This window comes from Acinetobacter seifertii (assembly GCF_016064815.1).
Lineage (GTDB): Bacteria > Pseudomonadota > Gammaproteobacteria > Pseudomonadales > Moraxellaceae > Acinetobacter > Acinetobacter seifertii.
This window is the reverse complement of record NZ_CP065820.1, coordinates 797,885-812,571: the sequence shown is the minus strand read 5'-3', so window position 1 is coordinate 812,571 and position 14,687 is coordinate 797,885. Positions and strand designations below refer to the sequence as shown.

The 14,687-nt window shown below is 38.8% G+C and carries 15 protein-coding genes and 1 pseudogene; 8 read left to right on the top strand and 8 right to left on the bottom strand.

Going from position 1 to position 14,687, the window contains the following annotated elements:
* Positions 1–14 precede the first annotated feature (14 nt).
* The 4 genes from lipB (at position 15) to I8T81_RS03955 (ending at position 4,118) form a co-directional block, all read left to right on the top strand.
* Positions 15–668 carry a lipoyl(octanoyl) transferase LipB gene (gene lipB, locus I8T81_RS03970; RefSeq protein ID WP_004705883.1) on the top strand — a complete coding sequence of 218 codons (654 nt, stop codon included), beginning with the start codon at positions 15–17 and terminating at the stop codon, positions 666–668.
* 80 nt (positions 669–748) lie between these two features.
* Complete coding sequence (locus tag I8T81_RS03965) at positions 749–1,282, top strand: hypothetical protein (protein ID WP_002051257.1); 534 nt, start codon at positions 749–751, stop codon at positions 1,280–1,282.
* A 1-nt stretch (position 1,283) separates the two neighbouring features.
* On the top strand, positions 1,284–2,468 hold the full coding sequence (locus tag I8T81_RS03960) for an iron-containing alcohol dehydrogenase (RefSeq protein WP_198072162.1): 1,185 nt from the start codon (positions 1,284–1,286) through the stop codon (positions 2,466–2,468).
* A 264-nt stretch (positions 2,469–2,732) separates the two neighbouring features.
* Positions 2,733–4,118 (top strand): APC family permease, encoded by a 1,386-nt coding sequence (locus tag I8T81_RS03955; RefSeq protein ID WP_019457184.1) that lies wholly within the window; start codon positions 2,733–2,735, stop codon positions 4,116–4,118.
* A 37-nt stretch (positions 4,119–4,155) separates the two neighbouring features.
* Here the strand turns inward: I8T81_RS03955 and I8T81_RS03950 are convergent, their stop codons facing one another.
* Positions 4,156–4,716, bottom strand: coding sequence for a flavodoxin family protein (locus tag I8T81_RS03950; RefSeq protein WP_019457185.1), 561 nt, complete (start codon positions 4,714–4,716; stop codon positions 4,156–4,158).
* A gap of 115 nt (positions 4,717–4,831) precedes the next feature.
* Here I8T81_RS03950 and I8T81_RS03945 point away from each other — a divergent pair, with 115 nt between their 5' ends.
* Positions 4,832–5,212: a winged helix-turn-helix transcriptional regulator gene (locus tag I8T81_RS03945; protein WP_019457186.1), complete on the top strand. Its 381-nt coding sequence runs from the start codon at positions 4,832–4,834 to the stop codon at positions 5,210–5,212.
* 60 nt (positions 5,213–5,272) lie between these two features.
* Here I8T81_RS03945 and I8T81_RS03940 read toward each other — a convergent pair whose 3' ends face one another.
* From I8T81_RS03940 to rplU, 7 genes are all read right to left on the bottom strand, one after another.
* Entirely contained in the window at positions 5,273–5,746 is a 474-nt protein-coding gene (locus I8T81_RS03940) for a tRNA (cytidine(34)-2'-O)-methyltransferase (protein WP_002051239.1), read from the bottom strand.
* A 74-nt stretch (positions 5,747–5,820) separates the two neighbouring features.
* A complete protein-coding gene (gene cysG, locus I8T81_RS03935; RefSeq protein ID WP_198072161.1) occupies positions 5,821–7,194 on the bottom strand; it encodes a siroheme synthase CysG in 1,374 nt (457 codons plus the stop codon).
* Between the two features lie 67 nt (positions 7,195–7,261).
* The gene (gene serS, locus I8T81_RS03930; RefSeq protein ID WP_198072160.1) at positions 7,262–8,533 is read right to left on the bottom strand and encodes a serine--tRNA ligase; all 1,272 of its coding nucleotides are present in this window, start codon (positions 8,531–8,533) and stop codon (positions 7,262–7,264) included.
* 118 nt (positions 8,534–8,651) lie between these two features.
* Complete coding sequence (locus I8T81_RS03925; protein ID WP_198072159.1) at positions 8,652–9,440, bottom strand: RsiV family protein; 789 nt, start codon at positions 9,438–9,440, stop codon at positions 8,652–8,654.
* 132 nt (positions 9,441–9,572) lie between these two features.
* Complete coding sequence (gene lolA / locus I8T81_RS03920) at positions 9,573–10,268, bottom strand: outer membrane lipoprotein chaperone LolA (protein WP_039250044.1); 696 nt, start codon at positions 10,266–10,268, stop codon at positions 9,573–9,575.
* 241 nt (positions 10,269–10,509) lie between these two features.
* Complete coding sequence (gene rpmA, locus I8T81_RS03915) at positions 10,510–10,767, bottom strand: 50S ribosomal protein L27 (RefSeq protein ID WP_004705871.1); 258 nt, start codon at positions 10,765–10,767, stop codon at positions 10,510–10,512.
* Between the two features lie 18 nt (positions 10,768–10,785).
* Positions 10,786–11,097 carry a 50S ribosomal protein L21 gene (gene rplU / locus I8T81_RS03910; protein ID WP_004705870.1) on the bottom strand — a complete coding sequence of 104 codons (312 nt, stop codon included), beginning with the start codon at positions 11,095–11,097 and terminating at the stop codon, positions 10,786–10,788.
* Between the two features lie 96 nt (positions 11,098–11,193).
* Between rplU and I8T81_RS03905 the strand changes: the two are divergent.
* The 3 genes and pseudogenes from I8T81_RS03905 (at position 11,194) to I8T81_RS03895 (ending at position 14,592) form a co-directional block, all read left to right on the top strand.
* Positions 11,194–11,493: pseudogene (locus I8T81_RS03905) on the top strand (hypothetical protein).
* A 46-nt stretch (positions 11,494–11,539) separates the two neighbouring features.
* Positions 11,540–12,517, top strand: a complete 978-nt coding sequence (gene sdsA / locus I8T81_RS03900) for an All-trans-nonaprenyl-diphosphate synthase (protein WP_198072158.1) — start codon at positions 11,540–11,542, stop codon at positions 12,515–12,517.
* Positions 12,518–12,531: 14 nt separating this feature from the next.
* A complete protein-coding gene (locus tag I8T81_RS03895) occupies positions 12,532–14,592 on the top strand; it encodes a site-specific recombinase (RefSeq protein ID WP_198072740.1) in 2,061 nt (686 codons plus the stop codon).
* Positions 14,593–14,687 lie beyond the last annotated feature (95 nt).

Genomic DNA, 14,687 nt, shown 5'->3' with positions numbered 1-14,687 from the left:
CAGGAAAATGTTTAATGAGCCTTGATAAACCCACTTTGATTATTCGTCAGTGGAACGATTTACAAGATTATCAAAGCAAATTCGAATTGATGAAAAACCTGACCAATCAACGTGATGAAAATACACCAGACGAGCTATGGTTACTCCAGCATCACGAAGTTCTAACTCAAGGTCAGGCAGGAAAACCTGAGCATATTCTAATTCCATCTAATATTCCTGTGGTTCAAACTGACCGTGGTGGGCAAGTGACATGGCATGGACCTGGTCAACTCGTTGCTTACTTCATGTTTGATCTTAATCGTCTGAAGTGGAATGTGCGTACATTAGTCAGTTTTGCTGAACAATTTATGATAGATGTTTTAAAGAAATATAATATTGAAGCATATGCAAAACCTGATGCTCCAGGTGTATACGTAAATGACAGAAAAATAGGTTCCTTAGGTTTCAAAATTCGTCGTGGTCGTAGTTATCATGGTCTAGCCTTAAACCTAGACTGCGCATTAACTGGTTTTCAAACCATTAACCCATGTGGTTATGCAGGTTTAGAAATGGTTCGCATACAAGATTTGGTGACTCCATATCCATCATTTGAACAACTTTGTCAGGACTTTATTGAGTATATTAAGACATCTGGTCACTTTAATGACCCTGAAGTCAAAATTGAATAAATGATTTTGAGATGGAATAAAAATAGATTAGAGTAATTACTCTAAATTTGCTTTTGCATAATTTTAAGAAGGGATAGCAAGTGATTTCGACAAAAGCTGTAAAGCCCACTCTGCAACTTGCCTACGTTAAGCTCATGATGGACGTTGTTGGTCGAGGCTTAGTCATGGCAAGTCAGGTTGATAGTGAAATACAAGAGGAAGTGTCTAAATTTCCTGTTCACTTTGTACTTTCAATGAATGTTTTCCCAAATGGACCAGCATTTTTTGCCCGAGTGACAGAAAATAAACAATTAGAACTGCTGAAAAGAGCGGAAAAAAAGCCTGATTTAACCATTACGTTTAAGCATGTGACACATGCATTTTTGGTTTTTTCATTTCAGGAAAGTACTGCTCAAGCATTTGCAAATGACCGCATGATTGCTGATGGTGATGTATCAGCAGCAATTCGTTTAGTGCGCTGCCTAAATAAAATGGAATCTCTCATTTTACCAAAATTGGTAGCGTCACTTGCAGTTAAAGAATATCCAACCGAACTCACCCTAAAAGAAAAATTCAACGAAGCTGCAAATATTTACTTAAAAGTAGCTAAGTCTTACTTCAAGCGGAGCGCATAACATGGCTAAACCATATTACGAATTCTTTTGTCCTGTAAAAGTCATTGCCGGTAATGCTGCTTTAGAACATATTCCGTTTGAACTTGCAACTTTAGGTGCAAAGCGTCCACTTATCATTACAGATAAAGGTGTCCGTGCAAATGGCTTACTCAACCCTATTGAAGCTGCATTTAGCACGACTGATGCGGTGATTGGTCATGTTTTTGATGATGTCCCACCAGACTCAAGTCTTGAAGTAGTTCGTCTTGCTGCTGAAGCTTATCGCACAAATAAATGTGATGCGATTATTGCTGTTGGTGGTGGCTCTGTTATTGACACCTCTAAAGCAACCAATATTTTAGTCTCAGAAGGTGGAAATGACCTTCTTCAATATTCTGGCGCTCATAACCTACCAAAACCGTTAAAGCCATTTTTTGTGATTCCGACCACTTCAGGTACAGGTTCAGAAGTGACTATGGTTGCGGTGGTTTCCGACACACAAAAGAATGTTAAATTGGCATTTGCTTCATACTATTTAATGCCACATGCTGCAATCTTAGATCCACGCATGACATTAACATTGCCACCTCACTTGACGGCAATGACTGGTATGGATGCGTTAACACACTGTGTTGAAGCATATACTTGCATGGCAGCTAATCCACTCAGTGATGCCTATGCAAGTGCGGGTATCAAAAAGATTAGTGAAAATTTATTTAATGTTTTAGAAAATCCAAATGACTCGCAAGGCCGTTTAGAACTTGCACAAGCTTCTACAATGGCAGGTATCGCATTTTCTAACTCGATGGTAGGCCTTGTGCACTCGTTAGGACATGCATTAGGTGCAGTTGCTCACCTACCCCACGGTTTATGTATGAACCTATTCTTACCTTATGTACTTGAATACAACAAACAAGTAAATGGTCAGAAAATTGGTGAGTTACTATTACCTTTAGCTGGTGCAGATATTTATGCCCAAACTCCAGCAACCCAACGTGCAGATAGAGCAATTACGACTATTTTAGCAATGCGTGATCGCTTGTTTAGCCTAACCAAGTTACCACGCACCTTGCGCGAAACTGGTAAGGTTACTGAAGCTCAGCTTGATGAAATTGCTGAAAAAGCACTAAATGATGGCTCTATTATTTATAATCCTAAGGAAGCAAGCTTAAAAGACATACGCGAGATCTTACAAAAAGCTTGGTAACTTAAGTTTTAGATATTTAAAGTAAAACTTAAAGGTCTGATTTTTATGATAAATCAGACCTTTTTTATATCTATGAATTTTTATTCATCATTTTCTTTGGAAATATGGCAAAAAATTTGCTAAAAATTCCACGAAAGTACTGACAATTTGCATCAATTTAGGATAGATTGGCGCACTTTATCTTTTATGTAGGGGGGATCGTTCGTCTCAAACGATCCTTAACACCAAGCTGATCCTTGATCAACGATTATGAGGATAACGCCGTTGACAAACTTATCTGGGACTAAACCAACAGCTAAGCTCCAAAAGAATCTTGTGCTATGGCACATCATTATTATTGGTTTAGCTTATATTCAACCATTAACTTTATTTGATACTTTTGGTTTAGTATCAGAACGAAGTGGTGGTCATGTACCTACTTCTTATATTTTTGCGTTAGTTGCGATTTTATTGACGTCAATCAGTTATGGACACATGATCAAACGCTATCCTTCTTCAGGATCAGCATATACCTACGCCCAAAAGTCAATTCATCCTAATGTTGGTTTTATGGTGGGTTGGTCATCTTGGCTAGACTATTTACTTTCACCACTCGTCAATATCATTTTGGCCGATATTTATTTAAGAGCATTGTTTCCAGAAGTAAATAATTGGTTATGGGTTATTGGCTTAACTGCACTAATGACTGTTATTAACTTATTCGGCGCACGTTTTGTTGCTCGCTTTAACAGCACAATTGTAGTTATTCAACTTGGTGTAATCTTTTACTTTGTTTATCAAGTGTATACCTTGCTGACCCAAGGTGTATATGCTGACGGTACGTTAAATCCGGATAAAGCTGAATTATGGTCACTCACTCCTTTTTGGAATGATATGACCTCTATTAGTGCTTTGATTGGTGGTGCAACAGTACTGTGCTTTTCTTTTACAGGTTTTGATGCTTTATCTTCACTTGCTGAAGAAACAAAAGATGCAGAAAAAACCCTTCCAAAAGCGATTTTTTCAACAGCACTTCTTGCTGGTGTCATTTTTATCATAAGCACTTACTTTATCCAGCTGTATTTCCCGAGCAACCCTAATACGTACTTTAAGCCTTTAGATGAATCACAACCTGTGATGGTTGCAGCAATTGGTAGCATTGCATTTAAAACATTAGTTTTATACTTTGCCGTGGTTGCAGTAATGGCATCGGGTATTTCAGCACATGCTGGTGTATCCCGCTTAATGTATGTTATGGGACGTGATGGCGTTATCAATAAAAAGTTGTTTGGTCATATTAGCCCAAGACTACATACTCCAACTTACAACATTCTTATTGTTGGTGTAGTTGCGCTGTCTGCTGGCTTTTTAGACCTTGAACATATTGTTAACTTAATTAGTTTCGGGGCCTTAACTGCTTTTAGTTTTGTGAACTTCTCTGTAATTTCGCGCTATGCGCTTAGAGATGGTAAAAACAAATCTGTTAAAGATATTATTAATTACATTATTGTACCGACGCTTGGCTTTGCCAGTGTGTTCCTAATGTGGTTAGAAATTGACAAGCTTGCTTTACAAATTGGCTTGGCTTGGGCAGTGGTTGGTGTAGGTTATCTTGCTTACAAGACCAAAGGCTTTAAATACAATGCTCCTCAACACAACGAGCATGAATAATAAAAAAGGCGCTTAAAGCGCCTTTTTTATGGACTTATTATCCAAATATTTTATTTACAATACCTTGTACGCGTTTTGCATAAAGTTTTGCTGTTTCCAAGTCCCCTGTTGGAATCTCATCAACGCTTGCGTCTGATGGCGACTGAACAAGTAGACCTACTGAACCGCCTAGGTTATTTACATCTTCACGTGTTGCACTTTTTGTATTTGATGGCGGCAATCCAAGACTCACCCAAATACCACCATGTTGTGATGCTAAAGTTTGTAATTGAATAAGCGTAACTTGCTTATCACCATTTAGACTTGCACTGTTGGTAAAGCCTGCAAATACTTTATCTTCCCAACCACGTGTAAACCAAACTTTTGAAGTTGCATCAGCAAATTTTTTAAACTGCCATGGTGCCGTACCCATATAAGTCGGAGCACCAAAAACAATACCTTTTGCATTGTTTAATGTTTCCCAATCTTGCTCAGTAATATTACCTTCCTGATCAATCTGGATAAGTTGAGCATTAATTTCATTAGCAAAAGTTTCAGCAACTACTTTCGTGTGGCCATAACCAGAGAAATATACAACCGCAATATTAGAATTAGACATGGGAGAAACCTGTGTTTTATTAAATTCCATTTAATGATATATTTTAGAAACTAGGTGTCAATTAGTTACCATTTGGTAACTAGTATATTTTTTTAGAAATAAGTAGGTAAATGGTATGAATGAATGTCTAAAATACAATATTTTTCAACAACATTGCCCTGCTCGTTTATTTTTTGAAAAAATTGCAGATAAGTGGGTTTTACTCATCTTAAATATTCTTGAGGAAGAAACGCAGCACTTCAATTTACTCAAAAAGAATATTCAGGGTATTTCACCTAAAGTCTTGTCACAAAAGTTAAAAATGCTAGAAAGAGATGGCTTTATCGAACGTAAAATTCAAGACACCTCACCTATCCGTGTTGATTACTCACTTACTGCTTTAGGGCAAAATGTAGCTTCAATGGCATTCCAATTAAAGGAATGGGCTGAAACAAACATTGAGCAAGTTTTAGCAGCACAAATCACCTATGATGAAAAAGTACTAGAACAAGCTTAAATTAAAATTAGATCAAAAAAATAAGGCCACCAAGGGCCTTGTTTTTTTGTATTTAGGAAACTAACCTAAATTTTTAAAACCTTGCTGACGCCATGCTTCGTAAACAATTACGGCCGTTGCGTTAGACAAATTCAAACTTCTAGAGTTTTCAGCCATTGGCAAGCGAATCCACTGCTCTTGAGGGAACATCAAACGAACATGCTCAGGCAAGCCGCGTGTTTCTGGCCCCATCAGTAAAGCCACAGGTCGATTCAAATCAACTGTATGCGGAGTTGCAGAACCCTTCGTCGTTAGAGGAAAGACATGCTCAACACCTTTTGACTTTAAGTCTGCGAGGCATGCTTCAATATTGTCCCAAATCTGCATTCTTGCCCATTCATGATAATCAAGCCCTGCACGTTTAAGCTTTTTATCATCAAGCTCAAAACCTAAAGGCTTAACCAAATGCAATTGAGCCCCTGTATTCGCACATAGTCGAATAATATTTCCTGTATTTGCAGGAATCTCAGGCTCGTATAGAACAACATGAATCACTTAATTACTCACTTAAATTACTTGTTGGTTAGCTCAGGCAATCATTAACTTGATCGAAGATAATTATTAGCACACTAGTTCCACTGTAACTGTTCGCGCAGACGTACGACCTCACCAATAATCGTGAGAGTCGGCGCATGAATTTGATGTTCTGTCACTTTAGATGCGATATCAGCAAGTGACCCCACCACAACCTTTTGTTCAGGGGTTGTACCCTTTGAAATTAATGCAACTGGCATATCTGGGCGCTGTCCGTGAGCGATTAATTGCTCACAAATACGTTCCAAGCCTACTAAGCCCATATAGAGAACTAAAGTCTGGTTCTCATATACCAGCTCATTCCAAGGAAGCTCAGGAGAGCCTTCTTTTAAATGGCCAGTTAGAAAACGTACACTCTGCGCATAATCACGATGAGTGAGCGGAATACCCGCATAAGCTGAACAGCCTGACGCTGCCGTAATACCCGGAACCACCTGAAATGGCACACCAGCTTGGAATAATTCTTGGATCTCTTCACCACCACGCCCAAAAATAAACGGATCACCGCCTTTTAAACGACAAACACGCTTTCCTTGTTGAGCATTTTCAACGAGTAACGCATTGATCCCATCTTGGGGAACCGAGTGATTTGAGCGAGCTTTTCCGACATATATTTTTGTCGCGTCTCGACGGCATAACTCTAAAATAGGTTGAGATACCAAACGATCATAAATGACCACATCAGCTTGCTGCATTAAACGTAAAGCTTTTAAGGTAAGCAGTTCAGGATCACCAGGACCTGCGCCCACTAAATAAACTTCACCTTTAGGTGCTTTCCACTCCTGCAATGCTTGTTCAAGCATGCTATTTGCAACATCTAGATTATCGTTAAAAACCTGCTCTTTTAAAGGACTTGCATACAAGTTTTCCCAAAAAATACGGCGTTCATCGGGATTAGAAATTTTTTCTTTAACCTGATTTCGCCATTTTCCTGAAAACTCAGCTAACTTTCCCATTCCATGCGGAATGGATGTCTCTAACTGTGTACGGATTTGTCGAGATAAAACAGGAGATGTCCCATTTGAAGCAACCGAAATCACTAAAGGTGAACGGTCAATAATCGCAGGAACCATAAAGCGGCAATGTGGAATATCGTCAACACTGTTTACGAGTAAATTACGTACTTCGCATTGCTCGAAAACTGTTTTATTGACTTGCGGATCATTGGTCGCGGCAATGACGAGTCGATATGGTGTACTTAAAAATTTCTCAGAGAAGACTTCAACAAAATGCTGACCATTTATTGTTGTTACTAATTGCAGAAGCTGTTCTTCAATTTCAGGAGCAACAATATCAATTATTGCTCCCGCCTTAGCTAATAAGGTTGCCTTGCGTAAAGCAATATGCCCTCCGCCCACAATCAGACAACGTTGCTGCTGCAACTTCAAAGAGATTGGAAAAATATCCACCTTAAACCTCTACATCAATCATCTGATTATGTTTAAGCAAAAAACGTGCACAATTTAGATGCAAAGCTTAGTCAATAAAGGTTAAACCACCCATATATGGGCGTAATACTTCTGGAATCTCAATTGAGCCGTCTTCACGTTGGTAATTTTCCATAACTGCAAGCAAAGTACGTCCTACTGCAAGACCTGAGCCGTTTAGCGTATGCACTAATTCAGTCTTCTTCTGATCCATACGGAAGCGCGCTTTCATACGACGTGCTTGGAAATCACCCATATTAGAGCAGCTTGAAATCTCACGATATGTATTTTGGCTTGGAACCCATACTTCTAAGTCGTAAGTTTTCATCGCACCAAAGCCCATATCACCACCACAGAGCAAAATTTTGCGGTATGGCAAACCAAGTGCCTGCAAAATGCCCTCGGCATGTGCAGTGAGTTCTTCAAGTGCCTGCATAGATGTTTCAGGTTTAACGATTTGCACCATTTCAACTTTATCAAATTGGTGCTGACGGATTAAGCCACGTGTATCACGACCATAAGAACCAGCTTCACTACGGAAACACGGTGTATGCGCTGCATATTTTAGTGGTAAACGGTCTGCATCAATGATTTCGTCACGAACAAAGTTTGTGACTGGAACTTCAGCTGTAGGAATAAGGTAGTATTCTTTTTCGCCTTGAAGTTTAAATAAATCTTCTTCAAATTTTGGTAATTGACCTGTCCCACGAAGTGAGTCAGCATTAACCAAATAAGGTACGTAAGCTTCAGTATAGCCATTCTTTAAAGTATGGGTATCAAGCATGAACTGAGTTAAAGCACGTTGTAGACGCGCTAAAGCCCCCTTCAACACGCTGAAACGTGAACCGGTAAGTTTGGTCGCAGTTTCAAACTCTAGGCCGCCCATCCACTCGCCTAAATCAGTATGATCTTTGATTTCAAAATCGAACTGACGAGGTGTACCCCATTTTGAGATTTCAACGTTATCACTTTCATCCTTACCAACTGGAACAGACTCATCTGGTAAGTTTGGAATGCTTAGTGCTTTTTGCTCAATCTCGTTTTGTAGTTCTGATAAAGCAACTTCAGCAGCTTTAATCTCATCACCAATGGCCTGCATACGTGCCATGATTTCAGAAGCATCGCCACCGGATTTTTTAATCTGACCCACTTGTTTAGCACCGGCATTTCGCTCTGCCTGTAACTTTTCAGTTTTTGATTGCAAGTCTTTACGGCGAGTTTCTAAAGATGCCCATTCTTGGACATCTAGCTGAACACCACGTTTTGCCAAAGCTGCATTAACGACTTCAATATTATTTCTGAGTAACTTAGGGTCGATCATAATTAATCATAATATGGGTAAAAAACTGGCTATAGTGTAAGCCCTTAGCACTAAAAAATATAGTGATCATCTTCATATCGAATAGCTTTCACACAATTCTAAGAAGAGACCACATATTTTACATGTTGTAGTTTGGCACACTTGGTAAGTACTCAGGTTTAATGAACTTAGCTGCCTCAAAATACGGCAGTGTTAATTCAGTCATCCCTTCTGCATAAGAAGCCAATTCATAAACTGGATAAACAAAAACAATCCCATTGGCACCATAGTAGTAATTATCACTTAACTGCAGTTTTTCACGGGTAATATTGTGGTCTTGAAGCCAGTTGGTATTCGCATCAAAAAGTGCATCAACAAGTTGTTTTTCTACATCTGGCTTAATAAGTTCAGCAACAGTAATGTGCTTTTTATTTAATAAATCGAAATTTACAAATTCTTGATGTGACATACCATGTGCTGCACCTGCAGAGTATGAGTATGTCTGTAAGGCAAAGGTTGCAAGATTATAATTTTGTCCCAAATAACGGACATAAATTGCACTTTGGCTTGAACGAGGCTCCCCCTCTGGTACTTCAACAGGTTTATCAGCCAAGTTTGCAAAAGCATTCGGATCAGCTTTTTTTATACGGTTCGTAAAATAATCATTAATCCATTTTTGATTCGTTTGTACTGTCTGGAAATCATATTCAGTACAACCATCTTCAAGGCAAACTTTAGACTTTGGTAATTTTACTGGAATTACTTTTGCCTGAATAACAGGAACTTCAACTTGTTTTTCCTCTTTTACGGAAGCACTAGATGCAGGTTGCTCATCTTTAGCTGCAGATTTTGGCTGACAACCACTTACTGCCACCATGGCAGCTACCATAGGAAGAATGAAAATAATTTTCTTATCGTAAAGTCGCATGTTAATCCCCGTATATTCTCTTTTATCACTATACAAAGCGTAAGAATAAGACGGGGTTAAAAAATGTATCTAGGGTTGATATATAAAAAGAAAGCCACCTGAAATGGTGGCTTTCTTAAAGAATCAGAATAATTATTGGTCAATAATATCGGTGCCTTTAGGAGGCGTAAAATTAAAAGTAGAAGCTGGAATTGAAGCATTCACTTTCACATTATTAAATTTCACGTAAGTGGTTTGACCTAAAGAATCTTGTAGCACCATTAACGTAGGTGCTTTGTTTGCACCAAAACTAATCGTTAAACTTTGAAAAGCGCCATCTTCTTTTTTAGGAAATAAAGTGAAGTATAACTTAGACTTATCTGGCTGAGTCACTCGATAAGACTTCATGATTTGATTGGTATTACCTGAGAGTAATAAAGCTGGTGTATCGGCTACTTGTGAATCTAAGCTTTGACGTACGGCTTGTTGTAAATCAGGATCATAAATCCAGACTGTTTTACCACTAGTTACAATAGTCTGTTTAGACGGGCTCACAGTTTCCCAATAAAATTTCCCTGGACGTTCAACCTTCATAGACCCCTTAAACGTCTGGTTCATATGCTGAGCACCTAAACCTTTTTTCTGTACCACAGTTTTTGTATTAGATTTCGTTGTTTGCTCAAAATCGGCAGTTAAACGTTGTAATCCTGACAACTGATTTACCAAGTTACCAATTGCCTGTTGCTCCGGTGCTGCTACTGGTGCAGCGAACGCTGTAGTACTCATTACAGGAGCAAGCACTGACGCGCTGAGTGTAATAGCACACATGGTTTTACGAAGCATATTCATGTCATCACCTTTTTAGTTGCTGTAAGATAACCTATTAAGCTTTGATTAGAACAAGCAGAATAAGCTCTTCATTTCATGACCCATATTAACCGACAAACTCAGTGCTAATCATTGAGAAAATAAGATATTTTGTTATGTTATTCATATTGTTTGTAGAATTTCATTCATCATGATGAAGATAAAATTAATGAAGTTCCATAAAAAAAGCCCACAAAATGTGGGCTTTTTTTAAAGCTAAAACTTAAACAGCTTCAACTTTTACGTAGCGACGGCCAAATTGACCTTTCACTTCGAATTTTACTACGCCGTCAGCAGTAGCAAATAAAGTATGGTCACGGCCCATACCAACATTTGCACCAGCGTGGAATTCAGTACCACGTTGACGAACGATGATGTTACCAGCAGTTACAGTTTGACCACCGTAAACTTTAACACCTAACATTTTTGGGTTTGAATCACGACCGTTCTTCGTCGATCCACCGGCTTTTTTAGTTGCCATGTCTCTTACTCCTCGTGATTAGCCTGAAATACCAGTAATTTTCAACTCAGTGAACCATTGACGGTGACCTTGTTGCTTACGGTAGTGTTTACGACGACGCATTTTGATAATGCGGATTTTGTCGTGACGACCATGACCAATCACTTCTGCAGTTACTTTAGCGCCAGCTACAACTGGAGCACCGATTTGAATGCTGTCACCATTTACAACCATTAATACATCATCAAATGTAATAGTTGCGCCAGACTCAGCTTTCAATAATTCAACTTTAAGGGTTTCACCCTCAACTACACGGTGCTGTTTACCACCGCTTTGGATTACTGCGTACATAATGTACTCCAATCAGCCCGTGTCGTCGTGTCGATAAAGGGATATATCGATCTTAAAACGAACGCCACTGGGGTTATACAAGGCGACAGATTTTAAGTGAAATTTGATCAAACGACAAGTGCTTTATCTTTATCTATACAACTAGAAGGGGTTATTCTTACACAATAAAAACAGCTTCGATTCGAATTTGGTACTTTTCATTGATTCTGAATAGAATTTAAAATAAAGTTCCAATCACAACTTGCAACAAGAACAAGCTGTATTCATGTTGACGTTATTAAAATTTATTGTTTTGTCGGAAACACATCGTTTTGCCGAAATAAAGAACAAAGAACTCTTCATGAATATACAATGATGAATATCAATTGCTTGTTTCCCTGTTTAATGCACTTTTAATTGATACACTAACGCCAATTATTACCTATACGGGGTTTTTCTTCATATGGTCATCGATTTTAAGCAAGACATTCTCGCTCCTGTTGCTACAGACTTTGCTGCGATGGATCACTTGATTAATGAAGGAATTAGCTCAAAAGTCGGCTTGGTCATGTCGGTAAGTAAACATGTTGTTGAAGCTGGCGGCAAACGTATGCGCCCAATCATGTGTTTACTTGCAGCACGGGCTTGTAGCCTCGACAATATGCAAAATGCACAGCGTCTGGCAGCTATTATTGAAATGCTCCATACAGCAACTTTAGTGCATGATGATGTGGTCGATGAATCGGGGCTTCGCCGTGGCCGTCCTACTGCCAATGCAACGTGGAACAACCAAACTGCCGTGTTAGTTGGTGATTTCCTTATTGCTCGCGCTTTTGACCTATTGGTCGACTTAAACAACATGACCTTATTAAAAGACTTCTCAACAGGTACATGTGAAATTGCAGAAGGTGAAGTACTACAGCTTCAATCTCAGCATCAACCAGATACAACCGAAGAAACATATTTAAAAATTATTCACGGTAAAACTTCTCGCTTATTTGAACTTGCAACTGAAGGTGCTGCTATTTTGGCGGGCCAAGAAGCCTATCGTGAACCTTTAAGATTATTTGCAGGTCATTTTGGAAATGCTTTCCAAATTATTGACGATATTTTAGACTACACGTCGGATGCTGAAACATTAGGTAAAAATATTGGTGATGATTTGATGGAAGGTAAACCGACTTTACCGTTAATTTCAGCATTAGCACATTCAACTGGTGAAGAACACGCCATTATTCGTCGTAGTATTGCGACTGGTGGGGTTGACCAATTATCAAAAGTCATTGAAATTGTACAAAAGTCTGGTGCTTTAGATTATTGCCAGCGTCGTGCCCAAGAAGAAACAGAAGCAGCACTGCAAGCCTTATCCATCTTACCTGATACACCTTATCGTCAGGCATTGATGAATTTAACTCGGCTTGCATTACATCGAATACAGTAGATACTATTTTGCCTATGCATATAAATTTTTCAGATCATTTTTTAAAAATCCAGAAACAGCTTGAAAATCCTCAAGCTGTTATTGATGAAAATATACTTATTGATTTAGTCAATGCTTTACGGCCATCCAATCCTCACGATACGGAGGAGATACAACAAAAAATACAAGCATTTATTGATAGCCTTTTACTTACCCCTACCGCTTCAGCTCTCTTTCAATCTTTTTTATTACGTTTAATTAATCAATATAAGCAAGTGAGCTTATATGCAGATAGCGGGATTCTGTCTTTAGATGGTTTCTGGAATCAGCTTGGGCAAAGACTCGGTGGCCATTTCCTGCCACTTATTGAAGATTCAAGTCAACTCAAAATTTTGATTGGGAAAATTTTCTATTTAGAAAGTGATTCAATCTGGTTGAATCATATTGATGATAAAAATTGGGCGACGTTATTCGGACTTATTGGACAAAGTAATAGTAACGTCGATGAAAAACACGCTATTCAACGAGAGATGATTAAGGCTATTACCGTCTTGTCTTATCGAATTAGTGGTATTGGTCTTTATCCCGAGTTTATTAATGCTCAACCAGAACTAACTGAATACGAATCACCTTTTTTGGTACAAAACCGCGAAATCATTGAGTTTATCGAAAAATATAAAAAACAAGATATTTCTCAACATGACACTGTCGTAACAGTACCTCCAGATGCTTCTCAAGCCTTTGTAATGTTAGAACAATGTCGAGATGTTGTTTTAAAAATACGTCGGGCCACCAAAAGAATCGGTGTTAGTTTAAGTTTGACTTATTTATTGTCTTTGCTTGAGCAGTGTTTGGACCGAATTGAATTATTACTTTATCTAGTTGTAGACGACAGTGAAGGACGCTACGTTTCTTTAGGAAACCTAATTTCGGACTTAACTAAAGCCCATTATAGTGAAAAAAGTGTTCGCTCTTTATTAAGCACCACCAGTGAACTCATCGCATTTCAGGTTACAGAAAATGCGAGCCGTACCGGTGAACATTATGTAAGTACAGACACTAAAGGCTTTTGGGGAATGTACAAAGCTGCTGCCGGTGCAGGTGTCATTATTGCCTGCATGGCAACATTAAAGATTCTTGCTGCACGAATGACCATGGCACCGCTCATGCAAGCTTTTACGTTCAGTATGAACTATTCACTTGGTTTTATTCTGATTCACGTACTGCATTTTACCGTTGCAACAAAACAGCCAGCAATGACCGCTGCTGCACTCGCTGCAACTGTACAGCAGCGTAAAGGCTCTAAAACTGCACAAATTGCAGAACTAGCGGCGCTTATTATTAATATTATTCGAACTCAGTTTATTGCTATTTTGGGTAATATCTCGATTGCAATCCCTACTGCCGCGCTCATTACTTTTGCTTGGCAGTTTTACCTAGATGAGCCTTTATTAACCCATACCAAAGCAACCTATTTATTACATAGCTTAAATCCTTTTACGTCGTTAGCAGTTCCACATGCAGCAATCGCAGGTGTGTGTTTGTTCTTGTCAGGGCTTATCGCAGGCTATTTCGATAATATGGCTGTTTATAGAAAAGTTGGACCACGTTTAAAAGCTCATCGCCGACTACGCAGTTTATTTGGACAAGAACGTCTTAATCGTTTTGCTGAATATATTGAACGTAACTTAGGTGCACTTGCGGGTAACTTTCTATTTGGTGTCATGCTAGGAAGTATGGGAACCATAGGTTTCATCCTTGGTCTACCTCTTGATATTCGACATATTGCCTTTGCTTCAGCGAACTTCATACAAGGTTTAATGACCATTAATGGTAGCCCTGATATTGGTTTGATTATAGTTTCGTTTTTAGGTGTGCTCTGTATCGGCCTTACGAACCTCTTCGTAAGTTTCACGTTAACGATTATTGTAGCCCTACGCGCACGCCGAGTTCGCTTTGAACAATGGAAACCTTTAGCCAAACTGGTCATGACCCATTTTCTTACACGTCCAAGCGATTTCTTTTGGCCACCAAAACAGCCACTAGAACTCGAAGAAAATACACAAGCCAGTAGTAGTAAAAAAGCAGAACACTGAGTTTTGCTTTGTACATAAAATGTGAATTTCGTCAATTTTGTTGTGATTGTTTTTCCAAATGTTAAAAAAATTTCAAAATGAATTTACGATGATCT